The sequence below is a fragment of the Shewanella scandinavica genome (assembly GCF_031932065.1).
Lineage (GTDB): Bacteria > Pseudomonadota > Gammaproteobacteria > Enterobacterales > Shewanellaceae > Shewanella > Shewanella baltica.
On record NZ_JAUOES010000005.1, the window covers coordinates 55,760 to 80,645 of the forward strand.

23 protein-coding genes are annotated in these 24,886 nt (G+C 45.9%); 9 read left to right on the plus strand and 14 right to left on the minus strand.

Annotated elements, in window-relative coordinates; translation table 11 throughout:
• Window positions 1-9: 9 nt before the first annotated feature.
• Window positions 10-1,200 (minus strand): thiolase family protein, encoded by a 1,191-nt coding sequence (locus Q4Q50_RS05375; RefSeq protein WP_311898725.1) that lies wholly within the window; start codon window positions 1,198-1,200, stop codon window positions 10-12.
• Between the two features lie 681 nt (window positions 1,201-1,881).
• Here Q4Q50_RS05375 and Q4Q50_RS05380 point away from each other — a divergent pair.
• Window positions 1,882-3,528 carry a methyl-accepting chemotaxis protein gene (locus Q4Q50_RS05380; protein ID WP_311889227.1) on the plus strand — a complete coding sequence of 549 codons (1,647 nt, stop codon included), beginning with the start codon at window positions 1,882-1,884 and terminating at the stop codon, window positions 3,526-3,528.
• Window positions 3,529-3,728: 200 nt separating this feature from the next.
• Here Q4Q50_RS05380 and metA read toward each other — a convergent pair whose 3' ends face one another.
• Together metA and Q4Q50_RS05390 are read right to left on the minus strand one after the other, a co-directional pair.
• The gene (gene metA / locus Q4Q50_RS05385; RefSeq protein ID WP_311898726.1) at window positions 3,729-4,670 is read right to left on the minus strand and encodes a homoserine O-acetyltransferase MetA; all 942 of its coding nucleotides are present in this window, start codon (window positions 4,668-4,670) and stop codon (window positions 3,729-3,731) included.
• A 70-nt stretch (window positions 4,671-4,740) separates the two neighbouring features.
• On the minus strand, window positions 4,741-5,160 hold the full coding sequence (locus tag Q4Q50_RS05390) for a YbaY family lipoprotein (RefSeq protein ID WP_173245790.1): 420 nt from the start codon (window positions 5,158-5,160) through the stop codon (window positions 4,741-4,743).
• Between the two features lie 117 nt (window positions 5,161-5,277).
• Between Q4Q50_RS05390 and Q4Q50_RS05395 the strand changes: the two genes are divergently transcribed.
• Entirely contained in the window at window positions 5,278-6,021 is a 744-nt protein-coding gene (locus tag Q4Q50_RS05395) for an SDR family NAD(P)-dependent oxidoreductase (protein ID WP_311889230.1), read from the plus strand.
• A 99-nt stretch (window positions 6,022-6,120) separates the two neighbouring features.
• On the opposite strand, the gene ompW is transcribed toward Q4Q50_RS05395, so the two are convergent.
• Together ompW and Q4Q50_RS05405 are read right to left on the minus strand one after the other, a co-directional pair.
• A complete protein-coding gene (ompW, locus tag Q4Q50_RS05400) occupies window positions 6,121-6,768 on the minus strand; it encodes an outer membrane protein OmpW (RefSeq protein ID WP_306682539.1) in 648 nt (215 codons plus the stop codon).
• A gap of 518 nt (window positions 6,769-7,286) precedes the next feature.
• Window positions 7,287-7,958: a nucleotidyltransferase family protein gene (locus Q4Q50_RS05405; protein WP_311889231.1), complete on the minus strand. Its 672-nt coding sequence runs from the start codon at window positions 7,956-7,958 to the stop codon at window positions 7,287-7,289.
• A 214-nt stretch (window positions 7,959-8,172) separates the two neighbouring features.
• Between Q4Q50_RS05405 and Q4Q50_RS05410 the strand changes: the two genes are divergently transcribed.
• The gene (locus tag Q4Q50_RS05410; RefSeq protein WP_259563244.1) at window positions 8,173-8,316 is read left to right on the plus strand and encodes a hypothetical protein; all 144 of its coding nucleotides are present in this window, start codon (window positions 8,173-8,175) and stop codon (window positions 8,314-8,316) included.
• A gap of 92 nt (window positions 8,317-8,408) precedes the next feature.
• On the opposite strand, the gene maiA is transcribed toward Q4Q50_RS05410, so the two are convergent.
• The 5 genes from maiA to phhA form a co-directional block, all read right to left on the minus strand.
• Window positions 8,409-9,059 (minus strand): maleylacetoacetate isomerase, encoded by a 651-nt coding sequence (gene maiA / locus Q4Q50_RS05415; protein ID WP_012196845.1) that lies wholly within the window; start codon window positions 9,057-9,059, stop codon window positions 8,409-8,411.
• Window positions 9,060-9,146: 87 nt separating this feature from the next.
• Complete coding sequence (locus Q4Q50_RS05420; RefSeq protein ID WP_006085272.1) at window positions 9,147-10,133, minus strand: fumarylacetoacetate hydrolase family protein; 987 nt, start codon at window positions 10,131-10,133, stop codon at window positions 9,147-9,149.
• 386 nt (window positions 10,134-10,519) lie between these two features.
• Window positions 10,520-12,058: a transcriptional regulator TyrR gene (gene tyrR / locus Q4Q50_RS05425; RefSeq protein WP_006085271.1), complete on the minus strand. Its 1,539-nt coding sequence runs from the start codon at window positions 12,056-12,058 to the stop codon at window positions 10,520-10,522.
• A 267-nt stretch (window positions 12,059-12,325) separates the two neighbouring features.
• Window positions 12,326-12,664, minus strand: a complete 339-nt coding sequence (locus Q4Q50_RS05430; RefSeq protein ID WP_006081014.1) for a 4a-hydroxytetrahydrobiopterin dehydratase — start codon at window positions 12,662-12,664, stop codon at window positions 12,326-12,328.
• A 137-nt stretch (window positions 12,665-12,801) separates the two neighbouring features.
• Complete coding sequence (phhA, locus tag Q4Q50_RS05435) at window positions 12,802-13,602, minus strand: phenylalanine 4-monooxygenase (RefSeq protein WP_311898727.1); 801 nt, start codon at window positions 13,600-13,602, stop codon at window positions 12,802-12,804.
• Between the two features lie 323 nt (window positions 13,603-13,925).
• Between phhA and galU the strand changes: the two genes are divergently transcribed.
• The 6 genes from galU to Q4Q50_RS05465 all read left to right on the plus strand — a co-directional run bounded on the left by galU (window position 13,926) and on the right by Q4Q50_RS05465 (window position 21,084).
• On the plus strand, window positions 13,926-14,834 hold the full coding sequence (gene galU, locus Q4Q50_RS05440) for a UTP--glucose-1-phosphate uridylyltransferase GalU (RefSeq protein WP_028760578.1): 909 nt from the start codon (window positions 13,926-13,928) through the stop codon (window positions 14,832-14,834).
• Window positions 14,834-15,847, plus strand: coding sequence for a UDP-glucose 4-epimerase GalE (gene galE, locus Q4Q50_RS05445; RefSeq protein ID WP_126492368.1), 1,014 nt, complete (start codon window positions 14,834-14,836; stop codon window positions 15,845-15,847). Before galU ends, galE begins: the two co-directional genes overlap by 1 nt.
• A gap of 95 nt (window positions 15,848-15,942) precedes the next feature.
• Window positions 15,943-16,425: a ferredoxin-type protein NapF gene (gene napF / locus Q4Q50_RS05450; protein WP_107946976.1), complete on the plus strand. Its 483-nt coding sequence runs from the start codon at window positions 15,943-15,945 to the stop codon at window positions 16,423-16,425.
• Window positions 16,426-16,536: 111 nt separating this feature from the next.
• Entirely contained in the window at window positions 16,537-16,986 is a 450-nt protein-coding gene (locus Q4Q50_RS05455) for a bactofilin family protein (protein WP_126492369.1), read from the plus strand.
• A 316-nt stretch (window positions 16,987-17,302) separates the two neighbouring features.
• Complete coding sequence (locus tag Q4Q50_RS05460; protein WP_311898731.1) at window positions 17,303-18,277, plus strand: LysR family transcriptional regulator; 975 nt, start codon at window positions 17,303-17,305, stop codon at window positions 18,275-18,277.
• A 512-nt stretch (window positions 18,278-18,789) separates the two neighbouring features.
• A complete protein-coding gene (locus tag Q4Q50_RS05465; RefSeq protein ID WP_012196837.1) occupies window positions 18,790-21,084 on the plus strand; it encodes an OmcA/MtrC family decaheme c-type cytochrome in 2,295 nt (764 codons plus the stop codon).
• Between the two features lie 151 nt (window positions 21,085-21,235).
• On the opposite strand, the gene Q4Q50_RS05470 is transcribed toward Q4Q50_RS05465, so the two are convergent.
• From Q4Q50_RS05470 to cysQ, 4 genes are all read right to left on the minus strand, one after another.
• Window positions 21,236-21,919 (minus strand): DUF2982 domain-containing protein, encoded by a 684-nt coding sequence (locus Q4Q50_RS05470; protein WP_011846369.1) that lies wholly within the window; start codon window positions 21,917-21,919, stop codon window positions 21,236-21,238.
• A 70-nt stretch (window positions 21,920-21,989) separates the two neighbouring features.
• Complete coding sequence (locus tag Q4Q50_RS05475; protein WP_311898843.1) at window positions 21,990-22,691, minus strand: YdcF family protein; 702 nt, start codon at window positions 22,689-22,691, stop codon at window positions 21,990-21,992.
• A gap of 217 nt (window positions 22,692-22,908) precedes the next feature.
• A complete protein-coding gene (mak, locus tag Q4Q50_RS05480) occupies window positions 22,909-23,826 on the minus strand; it encodes a fructokinase (protein WP_006081004.1) in 918 nt (305 codons plus the stop codon).
• Window positions 23,827-23,886: 60 nt separating this feature from the next.
• Window positions 23,887-24,693, minus strand: coding sequence for a 3'(2'),5'-bisphosphate nucleotidase CysQ (gene cysQ / locus Q4Q50_RS05485; protein ID WP_311898733.1), 807 nt, complete (start codon window positions 24,691-24,693; stop codon window positions 23,887-23,889).
• Window positions 24,694-24,886: the final 193 nt, after the last annotated feature.

Genomic DNA, 24,886 nt, shown 5'->3' on the forward strand with positions numbered 1-24,886 from the left:
CTTTTGCGATTAAACCTCGATGGCCATCGCCGTCGCTTCACCACCGCCGATACACAGCGAGGCAACACCGCGCTTAAGACCGCGGGCTTTTAAAGCATGAATTAAGGTCACCAGTAAACGTGAACCCGAGCAGCCAATCGGATGGCCTAAGGCGCAAGCGCCGCCATTGACGTTAACCTTAGCGATATCTAAACCTAGCTCAGACACAGCAAGCATAGTCACCATCGCGAAGGCTTCGTTGATTTCGAATAAATCCACCTCGTCCGTTGACCAACCGACATTGGCCAGCAATTTCGCCATAGCGCCAACCGGTGCAGTGGTGAACAATGAAGGCTCTTGGGCGTGAGTCGTGTGGCCTTTAATAGTCGCTAATACAGTTAAACCTAAACGGTCAGCTTCGCCGCGTGAGGTCAGCATCAATGCCGCTGCACCATCGGAAATCGAGCTAGAGTTTGCCGCTGTGATAGTGCCATCTTTGGTAAAGGCTGGGCGCAGCGTAGGAATTTTTTCAGGGCGGGCATTACCGGGTTGCTCGTCGGTATCGATAGTCACATCACCGCGACGATCACTGACTGTGACGGGCGTGATTTCAGTTTTAAAGGCACCCGAGTTAATCGCGGCATTGGCTTTTTCGAGCGAGCTTAGGGCAAAAGCGTCCATCTGCTCGCGAGTAATACCAAATTCATCGGCCGTTTTCTGGGCAAACGTTCCCATAGCACCGCCCGTGTAGGCATCTTCAAGACCGTCTAAAAACATGTGATCTAACACTTTGCCATGGCCCATGCGCATGCCGCCGCGGGCTTTATCGAGTAAATACGGCGCTTGGCTCATGCTTTCCATACCGCCTGCAATCACCACTTTTGCACTGCCCGCTTTAATCAAATCGTGGGCTAACATTACCGTCTTCATGCCTGAGCCACAGACCTTGTTCACTGTGGTCGCACCAACGGATAAGGGTAATCCCGCACCCAAAGTTGCCTGACGCGCAGGCGCTTGACCTAAACCTGCGGGTAAAACGCAGCCCATCAAGACTTCATCGACATGCTCACCCGCCAATTGTGTTTCCGCTAACAAGCCTTTAATGGCCGTCGCGGCTAACATGGGTGATGCTACGGATGATAAGTTGCCTTGAAACCCACCCATTGGGGTGCGTTTAGCGGCAACGATAACGATATCTTGATTTATCTGTTCAGTACTCATGAAGGCTCCAACCTAAATTGACCACGAAGCCTAGTACCAGCCTCGGGACGTTTAATAAAATCGACAATAAAACCACTCTGACGTTTACGCGAACGTAAAGCAAGTATTCCTTGGTCTAATGTGCAGATTTTATCAGTGGAAAATGTCAGTAAGGATTTACAGTAAAAATGGGATGAAGAACAACAAGTGGCGGTATCGATAAGGCGGTAAGAGTGGTGACTAAGATATATAGGCATGCTCAATCATAGCGAATCCGTTGAAGTAAAAAGAGGATGTTGACTCAACATAAACGATAGAGCCTACCTTGCTAAGTTAATTTAATATCAGTGAGTGATATCTAGGGCGTGTTGTCACTTAACGTCCTAGCAGCGAATGATTTATGCTCGCCATCAAGAAATGAACGCATGAGCTTGACGACCAAACCAGTTCAAGTGGACAGACCTGTTATAACATCGACATAAGGATTTGGTTGTTATCTATAAAATCGCTATGCTCAACTACACAGTTAGCATGTTATTGACCCGCTTACATAAATCCATAGTGTGCAAAGTGGGATACCTTAACTGGGTACTGAAATTTAAGAATAAAAATTCAAGCTATTGTTCCTATTTAATAATGCCAAATTATCTAACCATAAACATCCCAACCAGATAACCCTAAATAAAAGTAGGAAGGAAAGACATGCTAAATCAGATAACGCTTAAGACCCAGTTTATCGGGGTCATCGCTATTCCCTGTATTGCTCTTATCTTAATCAGCTTAACAGCCATTCAAGGCTTATCTGGTATGCAAGATCAAACTAAAACACTCGCCGAAAATACCAGCGCGCCATTAAGGTCGATGGCGGAAGTTGCGTCCCGTATTCCTCGTATGCGAGTGGGCATTGATATTATTATCTTACAAGAAATCCCGACGATGAAGGATCAAAAAGGCGTATTAACCCGAGTAACAGAAACCCGTGCTGAGGACATTCCAGAAATGGATGCGGCATTAAAAGCTGCCCGTGACGCTCAGGTAAACCCCATTACCCGTGCCGAAGTACAAAAGTTGATCGACCTCTTTGATAAAGTCAAAAGTGACGAACTCGCGCCTATGCTTACAGCGATGGAAAAGGGGGAAGTGGCAAAATCGCAAGAAATCTATCGTAACCAGTTCGCAGCTAGCTACAACATAATGAGAAAGAGTACCGATGCCATTCTTGACTCATTGCTACAACAAGGCAACGCCAGCTTCGTTGACAGTCAAAAAAACTACCAAGAAACACGCATGGAAATGTTTGTTGTTTTAACCATCGCTTTGATTATTTCAATATTTCTAGGTTTTATTATGCTGCGTCGTCTACGACTTCGCGTGGCATCGTTACAACAGCATATTTCTTCTGCCAGTGACAAACTTGATTTGCATAATATGATCGAGTTAAAAGGCCAAGATGAACTCAGTGATATTGCCCTGCACTTTAATCAGTTTGTACTGAAGATACGTAATGCGATTGAAGCCGTAGCTGACAACTCACGCCAACTCGCCCATACGGCAAACGATGTCGCCAGCAAAGCCCAAGCAACCCATAGAAATTGTATTAACGAGCGCGATCGCACCACGCAAATCGCAACGGCAATCCATGAGATGGGCACCACAGTGGACAATATTGCTGGCAACGCAACCCAAGCGGCTAATGCAGCCAAAGAAGCAGATAATCAAGCGCATAATGGCGCGAGTGTGGTCGCCAAAGCTCGCCAGGGTGTCAGCTCGTTATCCATCGAAATTCAACACATCAGCACTGACATTACTTCGCTCGCGACGCAAACCAATTCGATCGGCAGTATTTTGGACACCATACGCAGCATTTCAGAACAAACTAACTTGCTGGCACTCAACGCAGCCATTGAAGCTGCACGTGCTGGCGAGACAGGTCGAGGTTTTGCCGTCGTCGCCGACGAAGTCCGAAACCTTGCCAGTCGTTCAGCGTCATCGACAGATGAAATTCAAACAATGATTAACAAGCTGCAGGAGCAATCGTCCAAAACAGTTACTGCCATCAAGCGGGGTCACGAACAAAGCGGTATGGTCGTCAAGCAGGCTGATGATGCCAATGACTCCTTAACCCTGATTACTTCGCATATTAGCCAAATCAGCGACATGAACATTCAAGTCGCCACCGCGACAGAAGAGCAGTCTATGGTGGTAGCGGAGATAAGCCGTAACGTCGAAGAGATAAATCAATTAACCACCGAGACCTCTGAGATTGCCGACGAGTTAACGGCATCCAGCGCAAACTTACAAAAACTATCGGTTCACTTAGATAAATTAGTGACCCAATTTAAGTTATAAGCGGTAAAAGTCATCATATACCGCAGGACGCTTAGTGCATTCAATCAACATAATGCTTCAAAAACATAGTGACTTTAAAAAACAGTGTCTTAAAACAGTTACTTAAAAACACAGAGCTTTAAAAACAGTGCCTTAAATCAATAAGGCACTGAAGCACTAAACGCTATCTTGACAGGAACTCACAGAAATAACTGCGTGAATTAACGCGACTCCCACGGTGTCATCGCCGTCATATCGCTTAAGTCGTAAGGGGTTAACTGATAGACGTAATAATTAAGCCAATTACTCACCAACAAACTACCGTGGCTGTGCCAGCGGGCAATGGCGTCGGCTTTAGGATTATCATTACGATAATAATTCTGCGGCACATTCGGGTCTAAGCCTTGGCTTAAGTCTCGCTGATATTCCTCGTTTAAGGTCGACTTTTGATATTCAGGATGACCCATCACAAACAAGTTACGATTATTCCGACTTAACACCAAATAAGCCCCTGCCTCATCGGACTCGGCCAATAGCTGCAGCTGTGGATGTTGTCTAATTTCTTCGACATCCATTTCGGCAAAACGGGAATGGGGTGCGAAAAATTCATCATCAAAACCGCGCAGTAACGGGAAATGCTGAGAGGTACGGCGATGCACAAACACGCCTGAACGCTTCTGCGGCAATACTTTTCGATTTAAACCATAGAGATGATACAAACCCGCATGGGCTGCCCAGCATAAAAACAACACTGAGGTGACATGCTCTTGCGACCAGTCGATGATTTCACGGATATGGTCCCAATAAACCACATCTTCGAAATCGATTTGTCCAAGCGGCGCACCTGTAATGATAAGACCATCGTAATTTTTATGGCGCACGGCTTCAAAGTCACGGTAGAAAGTATTCATGTGATCGATGGAAGTATGCTTGGATTCTTTGTCGTGAATACGCAGTAAATCCACATCGACTTGTAAAGGCGTGTTGCCCAGTAAACGCAGTAACTGGGTTTCTGTCTCGATTTTGTTCGGCATCAAGTTCAAAATCAGCACCTTCATCGGTCTGATATCTTGATTAGCCGCCCGCGTCTCGGACATAACGAAAATATTTTCTGACTCTAACACTTCTGCTGCGGGCAGATGATCTGGAATTCTAACCGGCATACCGCGCCTCTTCTGTTCGTAAATACCAACGGATTCGGCGCGTATGTCAGCTCACTTCTGAGCGGGCTAACTAGCCACCGACTTTCTCTAGCAGTATCGTCATTGGCTCAGTCGAATTGAGGTCAATGTGATAGGCTTGAGTATTAATAAACAATAACTTATCACCCAACATAATCCGGGCACCTATGGCATAAGTGTGACCGGGTTGGAACTGATCGCTACCAATCGCAAAACTGAATGGCGCGGGTGTCGCAGCACCTTGTTGCACGCGCTCCGCCATCACTATGGCTGGCACATCCATTTTTGAGACATCAAGCAGTTGCACTATGACCTTAGCATCGGCAGGTAAGGCTATCCGTTCGCGATATAAGGTCTCGCCTTTTATCTCAACGATAGCATTCGGTGTCGCACAACCCGATAACACCCCCATTACGGCCATTAATGCTAAGGCTGTTAATCTCAACGCGCTTAAACGCAACCATTTGTTCATTTTGTATCTCCTAATCATACATAAAGACTTCTAGATGTCCATACGCCCAAGCTATAAATCTTGTCTTGGTGAACATAACTTTCTATCATAAGCCACCATTTCGTTGCCGAAAAATCTATGACCCAAGCAACTGCAATCATTGTGGGAGCTAGCTCACAATTAAGTCGTGAACTTGCAAAGCAATTGGCAGATCAACAGGTTGAATTAGTCTTATTCGCCCAAGATCCAGAATCACTGCGCGATTTTGCCTTATCCTTGCCAACAAAAGTACAAGTTTTTGCACTTCAAATTGAACAACCTAAAGCCATCATCAACCAACTTGAATCAGTCTGGCAAACTCTTGGCGGCGCGCACTTAGTCTTAGTTAATACAGGCCTCAATAGCTATGACCCCGAGTTGCCTTGGCTACCGGAGCAAGACATTATCGATGTCAATGTGCGAGGTTTTGCTGCCATCTGCAATACGGCATTTAGACTATTTCGCGAGCAAGGTTATGGACAACTGGCGGCAATCAACTCGATTGCGGGCCTGCGCGGCGGGCCGAGTGTGGCCTATCACGCCTCAAAAGCCTTTGGGCAAAATTACCTTGAGGGCTTAAGTATGCATGCTCAGCGCCTTAAGTTACCGATTACGATTACCGATATCCAACTTGGTTTGCTCGATAAAGCCGCTATGCAGCAAAGTGCGATGTGGCTTGCACCATTGCCACAAGTCGCAGCGCAAATCATCAAGGCAATGAAACAAGGCAAACGCCGCGTCTATGTGACCAAACGCTGGCGCCTCGTCGCTTGGCTTACTGTGTTATTACCCGAATTTATCTATAACACTCGCCACTGGAAAGCTAAAAAGCCAAAGCGCTAAATCAGCTTAGCCTAAGTGGAACAGAACATAGCGCGATAAAAAGTGCAGAAACGAAAAAGGAGCCTAAGGCTCCTTTTTTACGCTTATCTAATCAGTGGATTAGAAAGTGTAACCCACGCTGACCATATAAACCCATGGATCAATATCGGTTTCGATGGTAACTGGGGTACCTTGGTATTTAAATTTAACGTCACTATCAATTTTGGCGTACCAAACGGAAGCGTTCACTAACCAGTTTTTGTTAACCTGATAGTCAACACCTGCTTGTGCCGCTAAGCCCCACGAAGTGCTCATGCTCAAGTCAGTTAACGCACCATTTAAATCGTTGGTGAACTCATTGTCGAAGAAATTAGTATAGTTAACACCGACACCCACGTATGGACGTAATTTAGATTGCGCATCACCAAAGTAGTACTGCGCCACTAAAGTGGGTGGTAAATGTTTAGTTTCAGCAATCTTACCTACGCCAGCCAAAGAAACATCGTGGCTAAAAGGTGTGGCAGCTAATAACTCAACCCCAAAGTTATCTGTCAGCATGTAGCCAAAGTTTAAACCCACTTGAGTGTTATTGCTGATTTGGAACTCGCCGTTACCCGCAACATCATCACTTGATTCATTTGGCGCAACAACCACAGCACCCGCACGAACGATAATGTCACCCGCTTGATGAGCCGATACAGAGGCAGAAAAACCAGCGGCTAAAAGGGTGGCAGCGACCAGTGTAGAAACAGTGTTTTTATTCATCATCATACTCCATATGTACAACATAGGTTTTTGTTTTAAATTACATCCTTAACAATTGACGCCTACACTGCCAGAGAAGCGCGACCACTTTATTGATCCAAATCAAAGTGAAGGGCCAATACTCATTTCTAGGTACAACCTATGGGATCTAAATCACGAAATTCAAACATTTATCGACAGTACACCTTTGTTTTCTGTGAGATCAGTTCTGTATTAGTCATCACTAATGACTACAGCAAGAGGTAGAGAACACTAGTAAAATAAACATTTAAGTAACAATAAAAAGCACTTAGCTGAGGGGGATTTGGCCATTAAGTTCAAATTGATGGGACTAAATGAGGAAGAATAGAAGCAGAAAACGGCCGAACCCAAACGGCTTAAGGATGATACCCATACTGTTAGCGGTCTTAATTAGTGAGTAACTCAATTGAGTTGCTAAATTGAATAGCTTTATTGTGTCGCTAAATTGCTTGGGGCAATTGAGTGAGCAGCATGGTTCGAATTAAGAATGAGTGAGCAGATCAGCTTGTGCGGTAACACTCAAGCAAAGGGTACCGAGTGAGCCAACCCTTAGTCGCGACTCTGTGATCAAACACGGATAATCCCCGCTTTGGATTGGCGCTCAGTTTGAGTGCAAACAAAGAGTTCAGCCCAAAAGGAGCCACCAGCTCAATATCGTAAGACGCGGGATGATTTTTCATCCCAACACAAGTCTGAGTATCAGATTCTGTATCAACAACTTGATAGCTTACCCCGATTGCGGTTTCAAGCTCTGGCCAATAGGCCATAGCATCAACACAAGATGTGTAAGCCGTGTCTTGATTTCGAACATGCATGCGCGCCTGATTCTTCACCGACCAAGGTAACTCAGGGGCAAGCTGATTAAGATAGGTTTCAATTGCCAGATCCCGCTCGGGACTGATATCTAACGGGCAAAAATAGATCAGATCGATATCGTTCAGTGGACTCAACTCAAATCCGTGCAAGCGATCCCAGACTAGATTACGGACAAATCCCGCCGCAAGGCACCACTGCGGCATTGAGTGTACTTTGGCGCATTGGAGCGCAAGTTCAAGCGCCCTCACCCGCTCGCAATCCTGAACGATCCATTCGAGTAATCGATGCTTTAGCTCTGCTTCACACATAGCCTCATCCATAACATTATTCATAGCACCATTCAGAACATGACTCATACATTACTCATAACAGTATCGTTGGCTTCAATGTCAGATAACACCACGGGAATGACATTCGGCTTACTCCACTTCGCCATCGGTTTCTGAGCACTTTACGACCTCATGACAGAGTAGATAAACGAGACTATAAATAGGTACCATTACCGCAAAACAAATCCAAAACCCATAGACATCTTTGTCTAGCAGATTAACGCTAACAGTAAAGATGGGCATGAACAGTAGCATCCATTTTATTACATTGAGTTTGTACCGTATCGGCTGTTCACAGTGGCAGCAGCGTCCTTCCTTAATCGGCACATCCTTAGCGCCGAGTTTACCTTTGCAATACGGACATTTTTTACTGAAAAGCATTTAAACTCCATCGCTGAGATAAGACTCGCAAAACAAGCCTCATCATCCATTCTTTCAATTGGTAAACACTATATCCGCACTATTCGTTACAAAGCATCACACCGCATCCGCTTGGCGCTCTGGGGCCGCATCGGCAAAGGCTTCTAGCTGATTACACTCAGTCCACACGCGCATGATATTGGGATAAGGCGTTAAATCCACATTAAAACGCTGGGCGTTATACACCTGCGGCACTAAACATAAGTCGGCTAATGTCACTGTATCCCCAAAGCAATAACGACCGCTGTGCCTTACCAACAAGGTTTCTAGGGCTGCAAAGCCACTCGCGACCCAGTGGTGATACCAAGTATTTTTAGCCGCTTCATCGACCCCTAAGGTTTGGGTTAAATACTGCAATACCCGCAAATTGTTTAATGGGTGAATTTCACAGGCTACCGTGAGTGCCATGGCGCGCACATGGGCACGCTCAAGAGCCGATGCAGGCAATAATGGTGACTGAGGGTGTATCTCATCAAGATATTCGATAATGGCTAAGGATTGCGACAATGCATCCGCATCCAGCTCATCATCCAACGTTAAGGTTGGCACTAACTCCAGCGGATTAAGCGCACTGTAGGCCGCTTTATGTTGCTCGCCGCCATCACGTACAAGATGCACAGACAACTGCTCGGCTGAAATCCCCTTAAGATTGAGGGCGATGCGAACTCTGTACGCCGCGCTTGAGCGCCAATAACCATAAAGTTTCATATTTTCATGTCCTTATAAAAGTCTGTATAAAAACGGGGCAATTAAGCCCCGTTAGTTTGAGTCGATGTAGCCCTTTAAGGGAAAGCCTTAGGCTTTGTATTCAACCACTTTTTGATCGATAGAACCGAAAATCGTTACATCGTTGTCATCGAGCATTTCGATGCGCACAGTATCGCCAAAACGCATAAATGGCGTAGTAGCTTTGCCTTCAGCAATCACTTCTAACATACGTTTTTCCGCTAAACAGCTAGAGCCTGCGCTACGGTCATAGTTAGAAATAGTACCTGAGCCAATAATCGCGCCTGCACCCAATGGACGGGTTTTTGCAACATGTGAAACTAACTGGCTGAAATTAAAGGTCATATCGACGCCCGCATTCGGACGACCAAATAACTCACCGTTTAAATGGGTGATCAACGGTAAATGCACTTTAGAATCTTCCCAACGTGCGCCCAGTTCATCCGGCGTCACTGCCACAGGTGAAAAACTGCTCGATGGCTTAGATTGGAAGAAACCAAACCCTTTCGCCAACTCACCAGGGATTAAGTTACGCAGTGACACATCGTTCACTAACATCAACAATTTAATGTGCTTAGCCGCATTGTCGCTGCTCACGCCCATAGGCACATCATCGGTAATGATCGCGATTTCAGATTCGAAATCGATACCCCAGTCTTCACTCGCCAGTGGAATATCGGCTTTAGGGGCAATAAAACTGTCTGACCCACCTTGATAAAACAGCGGATCTGTCCAGAATGTTTCTGGCATTTCTGCGCCGCGAGCCTTACGGACTAGCTCAACGTGATTCACATAAGCGCTGCCATCGGCCCATTGATAAGCACGCGGTAGTGGCGACAAGCACTTAGCTTCGTCAAACGCTTGGGCGTTATCTAACATGCCTTCATTTAACGCGTCGTACAATTCTTGCAATTGCGGTTTCAGTAAATCCCAACCGTCGAGTAATTGCTGCATTGTGTGGGCAATAGCAGGAACGGCAACCGTTTTAGTGAGATCGCGGCTAACTAACATCAACTGACCATCGCGGCGACCATTGTTATAACTTGCAAGTTTCATATTGGCTCCAGTGCTTCTAAGGCTAGGCGTACAATTTTATTGTGCTGGAAAACGCGCGGCGTCATTCAGCTTATATTCGGCGATTTTAATCGAGCTCTTTGACTCATTAAGGGCGCACACGTTACGCACTCCGCGCCAACAGAGGCACGCCCTTTTGCTTGCTTTAACGTATTTGTTGCGCGTAGAAATACCCGAAGCTGGCGCAGATTCCTATAGCGTGACCCAAATCACATTTAGGTCAATTATTTCACATTTCGTAAACTAATCATTACGTTTATAACCTAGTTGCCGCTTATCAATATCTCGGTAAGCAATATGCCTGAAAAGTCGGCAACTAAGTGGAACGATACTGTTACATCTATCGCGTCAAGCTAGCAATACTCGGCTTAACGACGCTTGGCTATCTTGTACTCACGCAGCTTATTGGCAATAGCGGTGTGCGACACCCCGAGCTTTTTCGCTAACTGCCGAGTACTCGGATAGGCTGGATATAACCGACGCAACAGACTCGCTTCAAACTGCTTCATTGCATCGTCGAGATTGCCTTCAAACTCATTGTCAAAGTAACCAAAACCTTCGGCGTAGGACGGCAGTTTTAATTGTTCTACCGTCAACTCGGCCGAACCATCCCACATAGACACAGCTCTAAATACTGCGTTCTTTAATTGGCGTACGTTACCTGGCCAAGCGTAGGTGAGCAAATGATCACGGCACTGGGCCGAAATCCGCCGCACTGGGCTAGACAACTGTTGGCTATAATGTTCGAGGAACATTTCTGTCAGTGGAATGATATCGACTTTACGCTCGCGCAGTGACGGTATGTGATAACTCAGCACATGGATCCGATAGTACAAATCTTCCCTAAACTCACCGGTTTGGCACAGTTCGGCTAAATTTTTCTGGGTTGAGCAGATGATCCGCACATCGGCGCGGACTTCTTCATCGCCGCCTATGCGTCTAAAGGTACCATCTTGCAATAGCCGAAGCAGCTTAACTTGGGCGGCCTTAGACATTTCAGCTACTTCATCGAGAAATACTGTGCCGCCCTTGGCTTCTTCAAAGAATCCCCTTTTAACGACTTTACCTTGGCTGACATAACCGAATAGCTCTTCTTCGGCGGCGCTGTCGGGCAGCGCGGCGCAGTTGATGGCGATAAAGGGTTTCTCGCGGCGCATGCTGGCATCGTGGCTGGCTCTGGCCATTAATTCTTTGCCAGTGCCCGTTTCACCTGTGATCAATAAAGGCGCATCGAGCTGGGCCATACGCCGCGCTTGCTTAAGCACTTCCTTCATTTTGTCACTGCTGGCTAATACATTTTCAAAGCCAGTGGTTTGGTTCTGCAGCGCGTTAAATTGTTTTCCAACGCGCGCGGGGGATTTTAGCGACACCACAGCGCCAACTAAGATAGTTTTCTCATCCTCATCGGGCAGGTAAATCGGCAGCATTTCGGCTAAATATTCGTTTGGACCAATTTGTACCCTCGCCGCTTGCGGTAAGACTTGGCTTTCACTCAACCATCGGCTGAAGTTAAAACCTTGCACCCAATGATTGAGCGACTCTTCGAGCACTTCGTGCTCACCCATACCGATATTGAGCAAGGCGGACTCGTTAACGATACGGATACGCGCTTTAGCATCGATGGAGAAAACGGAATCGGGTAAGGTTTTGAGCAAGGTTTTAAGGGCGTAATGTTCTTGCTCTGAGGGCATAAACGAAACCGTACGCACATCATGGACACTTTCCACTTTGCGGATCTGCGGCATCAAGGCACTTAAGGTTTCAAAACTGATTTCGGCAAATTGTAAGTACAGGAATCCTTGGTTACTGGCATCAATGGCAATTAAATTAATACCATAACGCTCTAACACGACTAAGATATCTTTGGCTAAACCAACACGATCCTGACAGCTGACTTCCAAGCGCATAATGACTGATATTCCCTTTTTTGATTCGAATTTTGGGGATAAACCGTGCAGAGCTATTTTTCGCCTTAAGCTTTACAACAAAAATGACGCTTGCTAGGCAAGTTGTTACCTTAACGAAAACGTCAGCGATGAGGGTAAATAGCAGAGCCCGTATACGTTAGAAGGTTAAACAGAAAGTGGCAAGCCTAGTTTACAGTTGAATTGTAACAGGAAGAAAAAATCAGCATCGAAAAATAGATTAAGATGCTGATTAAATTGGCGAATTAATTAGACTAATAACTGGTCTGTCTTGGCGGCCATGATGAAGTCGTTCTTATGGAGACCCTTGATAGAGTGTGACCACCAAGTGACAGTCACTTTGCCCCATTCAGTGAAAATGCCTGGATGATGGAATTCTTCTTCCGCTAAATCCGCCAGCTTATTCGTGAATGCCATCGCCAGTTTAAAGTTTTTAAACTTGTAAACGCGCTCAAGCTGCATTACGCCGTCACGCACTTGCACGCCCCAGTCGGGGATCATACGAATAAGTTCGGCCAATTCTTCATCGGTCACTTTAGGTGCGTCGGCTTGGCACGCTTCACATTTCATATTCGATAACGCTGTCATACATACTCCTGTTGGCAACATTGATAGGGATATTCAGTTGCTCTTTACTCATTTTCTATTAATAACTTAAATCACATCACTCAATCAGATGGCTAAATTAGATGTCAGCTAAATAACGAGTCAACTCATCAACGAGGCTAACTCGCCTTGGCTTTTGGCGGAAACTTAGGGGCAAATAAACCTAACTGACGCGCCTTAGTGACATAAGCCATGATGTCCATCTTGGCAATTTCATCCAGCATATCAATGTGCTCAATCACATAATAAATCGGCTGCATAATGTCGATGCGATATGGGGTTCGCAGCACATCCAACAAATCAAAGGGTTGACGCTCTGGCACGTCACTTTCCATCGCATACAAGGTTTCACCGGGTGAGCTTAAAATGCCGCCGCCATAGATACATAAGGGACCATTTTTAGGTTGCAGTATGCCAAACTCAACCGTAAACCAGTATAAACGCGCTAAAAATACCCTTTCCTCTTTGCTGGCATGTAAACCTAACTGGCCATACATATGAGAGAAATTGGCAAATGAAGGATTGGTGAGCAAAGGGCAGTGACCAAAAATCTCGTGGAAAATATCTGGCTCTTGCAAGTAATCAAACTCTTCCTTGCGGCGAATAAAAGTGGCCACAGGAAACTCTTTATTGGCCAGCAATTCAAAGAAACGGCCGAAGGATATCAGCGCAGGTACCGCCGCCGTTTTCCAACCAGTGGTCGCTTGTAACACCGCATCAATTTCGGCAAGTTGCGGAATGCGATCCTTTGGCATCCCTAAGGCATCGAGCCCTTGCAGATATTCCTTGCAGGCACGACCAGGGAGATTAACGGCTTGACGGGCGTAAAGCTGACGCCAAATATCGTGTTCTTCTTGTGGGTAATGGATAAACCCAGTGTCATCGGCTCTGCGAGCGATGTACTCTGTTCCTTTCGTCATAATCTTCACTCGGTGGCTAACACTCATGGCTCCATAGTGATCTAAGGCTTTAAATTTGTTAACTCCCTCACACTTTATTCTTGTGCCGCCACTGTGACGTAAACGTAAAGCAAATATTACAAGGTCATTAAAATCACCCGGTTGCTGCACGCCATGGGTGCTGGATTAGATCCACTGTGCTACCTTTGCTAAAACTTATGCCCGAATTTGCCTTTAAAATACTTAGATTTCCTCAATTTTTTAGTGTTTGTAAATAGCTTTTCTGTGTAGGTCATTTACAATATTGGCCATTAATCGCATCTCCTTGACCTAAAAGGTTCGCAATGAAACAACATCAAATTCGTAAAGCCGTTATTCCCGTCGCAGGCCTAGGCACTCGTATGCTGCCAGCGACCAAAGCGATTCCAAAGGAAATGTTACCTGTTGTCGATAAACCATTGATCCAATACGTGGTCAGTGAAGCTATCGCTGCTGGGATCAAAGAAATTGTCTTAGTGACTCACGCCAGTAAAAACTCTATCGAAAACCACTTCGATACCAGTTTCGAATTAGAAGCCCAACTCGAGCGCCGTGTTAAACGTCAGTTACTCGAAGCCGTGCAATCTATCTGTCCTAAAGATGTAACAGTGATCAGTGTGCGCCAATCTCAAGCTAAAGGCTTAGGTCATGCGATTTTGTGTGCTAAATCTGTCGTCGGCGATGCACCATTTGCCGTATTGCTACCGGATGTGATCATAGATGAAGCCAGCTGTGACCTTCGTAGCGATAACTTAGCCGCTATGGTTGCCCTGTTTGATGAAACCCAAGTCGGTCAAATCATGGTGGAAGGCGTGCCACATAACGTCGTCAACCAATACGGTATTGCCGATGTGAATGGTCATGATTTACAACCTGGAGAGTCTGAACCATTAGTCGAACTGGTTGAGAAGCCAGCCGTGGATGAAGCGCCATCTAACTTAGCCGTTGTAGGCCGTTATGTGTTACCAGCCAGCATTTGGCCGCTACTGGCTAAAACCCCTGCGGGCGCAGGCGATGAAATTCAATTAACGGATGCGATTGCGATGTTAATGAAGCAAGAAACCGTAAATGCTTACTACATGGAAGGTAAGAGCCATGACTGTGGTAACAAGCAAGGTTATATGCGTGCTAACGTTGAATATGCCCTGCGCCACAGCGAAATCGGTGAAGATTTTGCGCACTATTTAAAAACCGTTGTAAAAGGAATTAAGTAATGACGATTTTAGTGACCGGTGGTGCTGGCTATATTGGCACTCACACTGTGGTAGAACTGCTCAATGCAGGCAGTGATGTGATTGTGTTAGACAACTTGTCTAATTCGAGCATAGAAGCCTTAAACCGAGTCGAGCGGATAACAGGTAAATCGGTCACTTTCTATCAGGGCGATATTCTTAATAAAGCCTTATTACAAAAAGTGTTTAACGATCATGCTATTGATTCCGTTATTCACTTTGCTGGATTAAAAGCAGTAGGTGAATCCGTCGCTAAACCCCTTAAGTATTATGAGAATAACGTCACAGGAACTCTTATCCTCTGCCAAGTTATGGCGGAGTTTAAGGTGAAAAATCTCGTTTTCAGCTCATCGGCTACTGTATATGGCGATCCAGCCAGTTTGCCAATCACCGAAGACTTTCCCACTGGGGCGACCAATCCCTATGGCCAATCTAAATTGATGGTTGAACATATACTGGCAGATGTACACAATGCCGATCCGAGCTGGAATATCGCTCGTCTGCGTTATTTTAATCCGGTTGGCGCCCATGCCAGTGGCTTAATCGGCGAAGATCCTAATGATATCCCTAACAACTTAATGCCCTTTATTGCGCAGGTTGCCGTGGGTAAACGTGCCGCCTTAAGTGTGTTTGGTGATGATTATCCGACTCATGATGGGACTGGTGTGCGTGACTATATCCATGTAGTGGATTTAGCCAATGGCCATTTAAAAGCGCTGGCCAAATTGGCCACTAAACCAGGTCTGGTCACCTATAACTTAGGCACAGGCCAAGGATATAGTGTTTTAGACATGGTTCACGCCTTTGAAAAAGCCTGTGGTAACACCATTGCCTACCAAATTGCGCCACGTCGCCCTGGTGATATTGCCGCCTGCTTCGCCGATCCAACCCATGCACGGGAAGATCTTGGCTGGCAAGCAACGCATACGCTAGCAGATATGGCCAACAGTAGCTGGCATTGGCAATCGACCAATCCCAATGGTTATAACGGCTAACAAATTGAATGGCTTGTGGAAATATCCCAAGCCATTTTTCTTTATCACTGTAAATACACCCATCACTTTAAATAACTAACCGTTCGAGGAGCAACATGACTCAAAGTATTAATCACAGTCGTCGTAACCTCTTTCGCCGCCGTAAAGATAATGCCTTGAGGCCACCTTGGGTGCGTGATGATATCGAGTTCACCGATGTGTGCACGCGCTGTTCAGCCTGTATTGAGGTGTGTGAAACGCAGATCATCATCAAAGGCGATGGTGGATTTCCTGAAGTGTCCTTTAAGGACAATGAGTGTACTTTTTGTACGCTGTGCGCTAAGGCATGCCCTGAGAATATCTTCGATTTAGCCCAAATACCTTGGTCGTATCAAGCCCATATTCAAGAAAGCTGTTTAACTTTTCAAGGGATCTGGTGTCAAAGTTGTAAGGATGCCTGTGAGCCTAGAGCCATCAGTTTTGAGTTCAATATTGGCCAGGCTCCACGTCCGCAAATAGACCTTGAACTTTGTACCGGATGCGGCGCCTGTGTGGCTCCCTGCCCTAGCAAGGCCATTGAAATAACCCGACCGACTTAATGCAGCAAAGCCATCACATTAACCCATACAGAGCTGTGCATATCATCGATTTTACGCTAGTATCGCGCCTCTATTGAACTCTGTTAATCCCTTCTCGAATTAAGTTAATTTATGATGATTTTTGTAAAAAAACTGTTCTTCCCCCCTAAAAAAAGTCCCTCTTTTAGTTTTATTTCTCGAGGCACTAAACTCACGGGGAATATTGAATTAACGGGCGATGTGCTTGTTGGCGGTGATATCCAAGGTCAACTGCTTTCTGAGGCTAATATCACTATAGAACAGGGCGGTACGATTCAAGGCGAAATCAAGTGCCATGAGTTTGTCGTGGACGGACACTTCAAAGGCAGACTCATTTGTGAACGCTTAGTGATCCAGCATAATGGTGTTGTCGATGGCGAAGTGGCGAGCACTTCAATGCAAATTTTTGAGGGCGGCCAGTTTATTGGCATGCGGATTAAAGAAGATGCGCCAACCATTTATTCCCATGCTATAGGCCACTCCCCTGTAACAGCCAATGGTAACTTATCGCACGTACAAAACGATGCTATAGAATCTCGCTAAAACAGCGAATAAATGATGCTCGCAAGCTCACCCACTTAGGCGAGCTTGTATTTTTAACGCATTATTTGCTCGATTTTTTTAATACCCCGACTCAAAACCCTTACCAGCCAAATAACTGCCTGCGAAATAGCACTCTTTACAATGGTTAAATAATTGTTATTTTGCCGAGAGTGATCACAGTTAATCCGCACGACTGCTGTTAATCTCACGACTAATAGCGATGTTAGGGGAATAGCAAGGAGCAGAGTCAGGGCCACAGAATGCCCCTAATAACCCCGCAAAAAATAGTTAAGACTCATATAGGGCAACATACAAAATGAGCAACGTATTACTCAAACAAATCTGTGAACTCGATGTTTTTACCTTGCTGGTATTTAAAAGTATTTTCGACACTGGGCACGCGAACAGTGCCGCCAAAGCGTTGGATGTTTCAGCACCTAAAATCAGCCGTTGTCTCAACGCATTACGCCTGACCTTTAACGATGAACTCTTCTATCGCCGACAACAGGGACTAAAACCCACTCCTTTAGCAGAAAGCCTGTATGTGGCGATTTGCCAGTTTACTGAATCGGTTTATCACCTCGAACAATCTGCAACTCAGATACAAAATGCAGCCATCAATGCCGATTTACCACTACATATCGCCGCCTGTAATGGACTATTGAGCTTTTTAGCGCCGCAATTAAGCACGCCTGAAGTCGCCCAAGCATTAGGACAAATACGTTTACATAAATGGCAGGAAAATAGCGCAGAGTTAATTCACGCAGGTGTACTGGATTTTGGCATCACCTTAGAAAGCGCTGAAAATAAAGAATTAAGTTACACCAAACTTGGCACAATCAATGGTGTTTACATCGTTGCCACCAAACAACATCCTCTGTGGCAGATTGAGACCGATATTACCTTAGAGCAAATCTGTCGCCATCCATTCCTCTACCAAGAAGTGAAGGGCTTTAATAGCAAAATTGACCCCTTAGAATTATTTTGCCAGCGCCAAGGCCTCTTGCTGCCAGCGGTGGATAAAGTCATCGACAGGGAGGAGTGGTACGCCCATTTACTCACCATGAAGAGTGTGGCTTTTTGTTCCAGCATTGATATGCACACAGTAAAACACATGCCCGGATTACACTTAGAACGCCTAAGCGATACAGAGCTCAATCGACTCCACGATACTATGATGGCGCCACAATATTATCTTATTGAAAAACCAGCCATTCATCGGCGCTACAGCCAAAGTCAAAGCGCGCTTGTCGTGCGTTCCTTACTTGCCGCGCTCGACCCCGCACGCTAACACGAGACAATAAGCTCAGCCAAGCTCGTGGATATATCATTCACTAAACCTTGTTTACATCATTGCGATAAGTCGATGTTAAACGGGGTTTAGGTAGTAAAATACCGAAGTTTAAAACAGCAAAATTTCATCGATATTTTCTCTCTTAACAAGGCTTATCCTCATCCTCAGACGACAGTACCGCTTATTTTTCCCGTCGCTTTAATGCTTAAAACGTCAATTCCATCACTGAGATTTAGGCTATCTTAGCCTCAAGCATTTTGCTTAACCGAAAATGAATTCTTCACTAAAGCCCAAGTTGAAAAATATAAATTGTGATGCCCATCATGGCTTTCCAGCTGAATTTCATTATTTAAAATATCAAAATGCAAATTTTAGAATTCCCATTCGCGTTTGTTAAATCATCGTTCACATATCAGATACAAACTTGCAAATACCACTTTATAAGTAGGTGAATCCTCCTATATTAGAGGCACTGCACACGCAGTCTTATAGAAAGAAAAAGGGACGCGATGATGAAAAACTACAATAAATCTCTACTGGCACTGGCTCTCGTCAGTACCTTAAGCCTTACCGCCTGCGGGGACGGAAGCGATGGTCAAGATGGGGCACCTGGCACACCAGGTACACCCGGAACACCAGGCACTCCCGGAACACCAGGTACACCGGGAACCCCTGCGGGATCCTTCGCAACGACAGCTCAATCTATTACTGATCTGGCTTTCACTTTAAGTCCAGCTGACATTAAAGTGACCAGCAGTGAAGGCTTCAGCGTTAAATTTACTGTTACCGGAAAAAATGCTAACAAAGATGTTCCTTTTACAGGACTCGATAAAGTTGCGCTTTATTCTTTAACGGCAAATGAAAATACCTCAGGTACTGGCGCCCCTATTCAATGGCAAAACAATGCCATGGCGAACGCCGCAGGTACTTCGCTAACTTGTACCTTAGATGGTCTTAACGGTACTAAAAATGCTTGTACTTTAACCGAAGATACAGCAACACCAGGCACTTACACTGCAACTTGGGCACATGATGGCGCAGCGCCAATCATTAATCCCAATGATAATCCAAATGCAGTACACAGAATATTTCTACGTGCTTACAACGTCACTGACAGTGCAGGCGTAGCCTTATCTGACAAGATTTTATCTGTACCCGTTGACTTTATCCCTGCCACTGATGAACTTGCATCATCAGGTAAAGATACCGTCAGTAGCGCAGCCTGTGAAAAATGTCACGGTGAAGCAGATGGCCATATCGCCAATATTTCAGCCCACCATAACTACCAAGGCGTTAAAAATTGTGTGACCTGTCATAACCCAGATCAAATCCCAAGTGATGCAGATCTGGCCGCAGGTTTGATATTTGACTTTGCACCTATGATCCACAGGATCCACTCTGGCGCAGAAAACGCAGCAAACTTCGATACTAGCAATAATACAGCTAAAGAATGGAGTGAAATTGGCTTCCCATCTGATCTGAAAGAATGTACGACCTGTCATACTACAGACCAGCCTAGCTATAACACTATTTACGCCCAAGCTTGTGTAGGCTGCCATATGACAGTCAACTTTGCGACTGGTGAAAACCACTCTGAATTTGCCCTAGCTCAAGCAGATGATACTCAATGTAGCTCTTGCCACGGCACAGGTAACTTGTCACCTGCGGTGGTACATAGTGTTGGTAAACGTGCAGAGTATGCATCTCTGTTCAAAGTTGACTTCACCAGTGCTACAACAGTTCCATCAGCGACTCTAGGCATGAAAACCTTAACCTTAACAGCCAATGTCACCTTAAATGGTGCGCCAATTGCTGATGGTACATCGTTAAAAGCCTACAACGCGACCACTAACCCAACAGCGATGTTTGTCGCTAATGGTCTATTGATCGGTAATGTGGCCACTGACGGTACTGTGTACTCTTGGAGAGATGTTAAACCTGCAGCAATCAGCCTGAAACTGGAAAACGGTACACTTGCTGGTGGCGTGTTAACTATCGTTAAAGATATCCCAGATGCGCAAGCTGTGGGCACTCTCTATGTAGGTTCAGAAGCCAACTTCTGTGCTAAAGCGGGTAAAGTGGTTAGCTGTAATACTACAAACTTAGAGTTTGGTCCAACTAGCCCTATCGGTAACGAAGCTGCAGTGAAATTCTATAGCCCTGATGGTAGCGCAGTCACTAAAGCCCGTATGACTGATCCTACTCGTATCACAGTCGCAGAAACTAAGTGTAATGCTTGTCATGGCACCTTAGATTATGCAAAAGGTTCAAGACACGGCGCTTACACCTTCGACCAATGTATGCACTGCCATAACGACACCACAGGCGCTTCTGGCCACGGTGCAACTGGCTATAAAGGCGATGATGGTAAGTTAGTTGTTAATCCTGAAGTGACCTTCAATAACAAAGACCTATTCACAGTTGCTCACCGTTTCCACAGTGGTAACTTCGGTGTAGTAGAAGGTATCTTCCGCGATGCGAAAGGTGGCTTGTTCGGTTATCCAGCAGTTGAAACAGATTGTGCGGCTTGTCATAAAGACAATGCCAAACTGTTTGCAACTGACGGTGGGTTAACTTCAGGCAAACGCTCAATCAAAGTAGGTGCTTACTACATTAGCCCAGTCGCTGAATCATGCCGTACTTGTCACGCTCACTCTGATGCGGCAGCTGTCGCTCACTTTAGAAGTAACGGTGCGGTAGTTGAAGCGGATGCAATGACAGATCCTAACCTACCAGTAGAATCTTGCGCGACCTGTCATGCTGAAGGAAAAACCTACGGCGTAGATAAGGTACACGCAGAGTAGCACAGCAGTACTAGTACCTTTGGGTTGCCCCTGCACAACCCAAACTTCATCTCTGCAACTCATTGGGGACCCTTAGGGTCCCCTTTTTTATTGCCAATTATCTTCACGTAAAAATGCAATATCAATCCGTATTAATAACTGTGATAAAGACTTAATCCGCTAAGCGACTGGCTTGTGCAATACGTTGTCTAAGCAGCTTAATAAAGTCCTTAGCTTCTCTGTCCAAACTGTCGTGGGGAATATACAAGTGATAACCTAAACGCGTATCTAACATCACGCAGCGATGCCCAAACATCGCCAATACACCGCGATAACGATCCCCTTCTATCACCAAAGGACCAAACTCTGCGCCGAGATAAGTTTCTAAAGTCGCTAAGTCTTCATCTTGCGAGGCTGCAGTCACCAATAAAGGCCGCTGCTCGGTTAATAAGCCGGTGGCTAAGCGCAGGGAGATATTGTCCAAAATAGGATTTAAGTGCTTTAGCTTAATGCCTAAATAAGATAACTCTATGGTATCTAATCCATTAGTCACCCGCGGGATATCGACCCTTTGAATATTATCCCAACCGATAGACACTTTGCCGCGGCGATGAAAATAGGTCAGCCCCTTGTCATCTAATGCTAGGGTCGTTTCCGGCTCATACACCTTAGCTAAACCGAGAATGAGTGAAATAGCGCCCAAACTAAAAAACATCAAACCCACGGCAAACAAGGCTGGCCACGTTAGAAAAAGTCCCAACCCCAGCAGCAGACTTAAACCGCCCAGCCAAGTTAAGGTTAACCCATTTCGTTTTGATAAAGGACGCACAGACATTATTTCTGACTCAATTGTCATTGTTCATCTTCCTGTTAACACTCACTATCTTTAGATTGAAGTCGGAAACCACACCCTTAACTTGCCATTTTTAACTTACGGTCTTTAACCATAACCACAAACGGCCAATGTATTCATGAATCGCCCGCTGAGAAGCCACTAGATTATCCGCCGTCAAACGCCACCAAAAATCATCTCTCCCAATAAAATCCGTTGGTGCGGCTTCAGGATGTAAACCTTTAGTGGTGAAGATAGCCATAGCCCGTGGCATATGAGTGGCCGATGTGACTAAGCGAAAAGGTTCTTCGCCTAATTCCCACTGTAAATATTGCGCTTCTTCTATCGTATCTCGCGCTAAAGGGAATTGAATGATCCGACGTTTATCAACGCCCAGTTCAACTGCGGCATTCGCCATCATTTCAGCATGGGAAACCTGCGTGAGTTCTCCGCCCCAACCGCTGACGATCAACATACACTCTTGACCCAACTTAAGTTGCCGAATTCCTTCAGTTAACCTTGCAAGCGCTACTGCAGACAAGGATTGCACCGCAGTCGCGCCTTGAATATCCGAGTGTGCCGAACCTAATACCATCACAAAACAAGCGCCGGTGATGGGTGTGGAATTAATGGGGTAAGCCGATTCTAATGGCCGTACTAAGGTATTCACACCCAGTTGACTGCTTAAAAAGAGTAAGAGAAAGAAGGCGCACGATACTAAGTATTTCGCCATACTCCGACGGCGCCATACCAGAATAGAAATGAGTAATAACAATAGGATAAAGGGAATCGGCATTATCCCCTGTGAAACAACTTTCTTAACCCAAAACATGATGTCCATGCCAAGCAACCCAAAAGAGCGCAATCATAGCATCAAAATACGGCGAAACGCATAGCAGATAACATTAGCCCAGCGTTTTGCTGGGCTAATGTTTATAAAACGTATAGGCCATTAAGCATTGATTTCAAAGCTGAATAAGCTCACTAGATAAGTACAAATATCCAAGCAAAGATTACTTTTCCCATAACCAAGCGGCGCCGCGCACACCCGATGAACAACCATAAAGATTCTGCACCACAGGCGTATGGCACTCACGCCCCACCACATAATGGGCCAGCAATGCCGGTAATCTTGGGTAAATCGCCGCGACATTCGACATACCGCCGCCCAGCACTATAGCATCGGGATCGAGCATATTGATCACATGGGCGAGTGAACGAGCGAGCCTATCCATATAACGATCAAACGCAGCGACCGCAATCGCATCCCCCTCATCGACTAACAACATAATATCGGCACCTGATTTTGCAGCAGCACGCACTGTGCCCGCCGCCGTCAATGCCGCATTAAAATCACGCACAAAGCCAGTGCCAGAGATAAAGGTCTCGATACAATCGGGATTGCCACAGAAGCAACGGGTGGTATTAAACTCTTCCTTGGTCATCCAAGGCAGAGGATTATGACCCCATTCACCGCCAATACCATTACCCCCACCGTGCACTTTGCCGTTAATTGCCACGCCAGCGCCACAGCCAGTACCGATAATCACACCAAACACCACAGATGCGCCAGCGGCGGCACCATCGACCGACTCTGATACCGCAAAGCAGTTTGCATCATTGGCAACCCGCACTTCACGCTGCAACAATTCCCCTAAATCCACATCAAGGGGATGACCATTGATCCACGTTGAATTGGCGTTTTTCACTAAACCTGAATAGGGCGATACCACACCAGGAATTCCCACACCGACTGTGCCTTGCTCGCCGAGTGTAGCTTCCGCTTCCTTGACCAGGTTGACAACCGCAGCTAGCGTGCCCTGATAGTCACGCGGCGTCGTCACACGTTTGCGAAATAGCTCATTGCCTTCATCACTCAGTGCGACTAATTCTATTTTTGTTCCGCCTAAATCGACGCCCATGCGCATCATGAATACTACTCCAGTGTTTAGCCCGCCCTTTCATCAACGAATATCGATGCTAGACGGTCGTTATTTCACCCAGCCTGGGGCTGTGGCAATAAAGTAAGGGTTTAAAATGTCAGGTTTTTGATTATAAGTTAATGGTTCACCTGAGTCGTAACAGACAACTGTGCCGCCAGCACTTTCGAGCACAGCTTGCGCCGCCGCAGTATCCCATTCGCTAGTTGGGCCAAGTCTGGGGTACAGATCGGCACTGCCTTCTGCCAACATACAAAACTTAAGCGAGCTACCCACGCTTAAGATGTCATGCTCGCCAAACTGTTGTAAATATTGCGCTAAACCTGGGCTCAAGTGCGAGCGACTGCCAACAATCATCGGCATCGCGCGTGGCGCTTTAGCGCCCAGTAAGGGACTTTCTTGACCCGCTTGTTGACGCCATGCACCTAAATGCTTAGCGCCGTAATAATAGGTATCGAGCACAGGCGCATATACCACACCTGCGATAGCACCCCCTTGATGGATAAGCGCAATATTGACGGTAAACTCACCATTGCGCTTAATAAATTCCTTAGTGCCATCTAAAGGGTCAATTAACCAATAGGTTTGCCATTGACGACGCTCATCCCACGCAATATCCGCCGCTTCCTCAGACATAATAGGAATACCGACAAACTGCTTTGCCAATGCCGCCACTATTACGTGGTGCGCGGCTAAATCGGCGGCAGTCACGGGACTATCGTCGCCCTTGTGGCTCACCGAAAAGTCATCTTGACCATAAACCGTCATAATGACATCGCCCGCCGCTTTGGCAATCGCGACCACTTGCAATAAATCTTGTTTGGTCAATGTCTGTGCTATTGTCGTCTTGTCTGTCACTGAAACGTCCTTAATGCATTAAATATTCTGGCATTATGCCATTGTCATCCAAGGGGAATTTAGAACAAATTCATCATACATCAAGCAAAATAGACTAAGACTCACGGCTTGAACCGCTGCGTACAAAACCACAGATAAACAAAGTGATTACGATACTAAGGCAAGCCATCGGCGCTGAGAAGAGCCTTGAGTC

Excerpts from the sequence above, each read along its gene's own strand:
- Q4Q50_RS05375 (WP_311898725.1), bottom strand. The coding sequence starts at position 1,200 with ATGAGTACTGAACAGATAAATCAAGATATCGTTATCGTTGCCGCTAAA.
- Q4Q50_RS05380 (WP_311889227.1), top strand. The coding sequence starts at position 1,882 with ATGCTAAATCAGATAACGCTTAAGACCCAGTTTATCGGGGTCATCGCT.
- metA (WP_311898726.1), bottom strand. The coding sequence starts at position 4,670 with ATGCCGGTTAGAATTCCAGATCATCTGCCCGCAGCAGAAGTGTTAGAG.
- Q4Q50_RS05390 (WP_173245790.1), bottom strand. The coding sequence starts at position 5,160 with ATGAACAAATGGTTGCGTTTAAGCGCGTTGAGATTAACAGCCTTAGCA.
- Q4Q50_RS05395 (WP_311889230.1), top strand. The coding sequence starts at position 5,278 with ATGACCCAAGCAACTGCAATCATTGTGGGAGCTAGCTCACAATTAAGT.
- ompW (WP_306682539.1), bottom strand. The coding sequence starts at position 6,768 with ATGATGAATAAAAACACTGTTTCTACACTGGTCGCTGCCACCCTTTTA.
- Q4Q50_RS05405 (WP_311889231.1), bottom strand. The coding sequence starts at position 7,958 with ATGAGTCATGTTCTGAATGGTGCTATGAATAATGTTATGGATGAGGCT.
- Q4Q50_RS05410 (WP_259563244.1), top strand. The coding sequence starts at position 8,173 with ATGAACAGTAGCATCCATTTTATTACATTGAGTTTGTACCGTATCGGC.
- maiA (WP_012196845.1), bottom strand. The coding sequence starts at position 9,059 with ATGAAACTTTATGGTTATTGGCGCTCAAGCGCGGCGTACAGAGTTCGC.
- Q4Q50_RS05420 (WP_006085272.1), bottom strand. The coding sequence starts at position 10,133 with ATGAAACTTGCAAGTTATAACAATGGTCGCCGCGATGGTCAGTTGATG.
- tyrR (WP_006085271.1), bottom strand. The coding sequence starts at position 12,058 with ATGCGCTTGGAAGTCAGCTGTCAGGATCGTGTTGGTTTAGCCAAAGAT.
- Q4Q50_RS05430 (WP_006081014.1), bottom strand. The coding sequence starts at position 12,664 with ATGACAGCGTTATCGAATATGAAATGTGAAGCGTGCCAAGCCGACGCA.
- phhA (WP_311898727.1), bottom strand. The coding sequence starts at position 13,602 with ATGACGAAAGGAACAGAGTACATCGCTCGCAGAGCCGATGACACTGGG.
- galU (WP_028760578.1), top strand. The coding sequence starts at position 13,926 with ATGAAACAACATCAAATTCGTAAAGCCGTTATTCCCGTCGCAGGCCTA.
- galE (WP_126492368.1), top strand. The coding sequence starts at position 14,834 with ATGACGATTTTAGTGACCGGTGGTGCTGGCTATATTGGCACTCACACT.
- napF (WP_107946976.1), top strand. The coding sequence starts at position 15,943 with ATGACTCAAAGTATTAATCACAGTCGTCGTAACCTCTTTCGCCGCCGT.
- Q4Q50_RS05455 (WP_126492369.1), top strand. The coding sequence starts at position 16,537 with ATGATGATTTTTGTAAAAAAACTGTTCTTCCCCCCTAAAAAAAGTCCC.
- Q4Q50_RS05460 (WP_311898731.1), top strand. The coding sequence starts at position 17,303 with ATGAGCAACGTATTACTCAAACAAATCTGTGAACTCGATGTTTTTACC.
- Q4Q50_RS05465 (WP_012196837.1), top strand. The coding sequence starts at position 18,790 with ATGATGAAAAACTACAATAAATCTCTACTGGCACTGGCTCTCGTCAGT.
- Q4Q50_RS05470 (WP_011846369.1), bottom strand. The coding sequence starts at position 21,919 with ATGACAATTGAGTCAGAAATAATGTCTGTGCGTCCTTTATCAAAACGA.
- Q4Q50_RS05475 (WP_311898843.1), bottom strand. The coding sequence starts at position 22,691 with ATGCCGATTCCCTTTATCCTATTGTTATTACTCATTTCTATTCTGGTA.
- mak (WP_006081004.1), bottom strand. The coding sequence starts at position 23,826 with ATGATGCGCATGGGCGTCGATTTAGGCGGAACAAAAATAGAATTAGTC.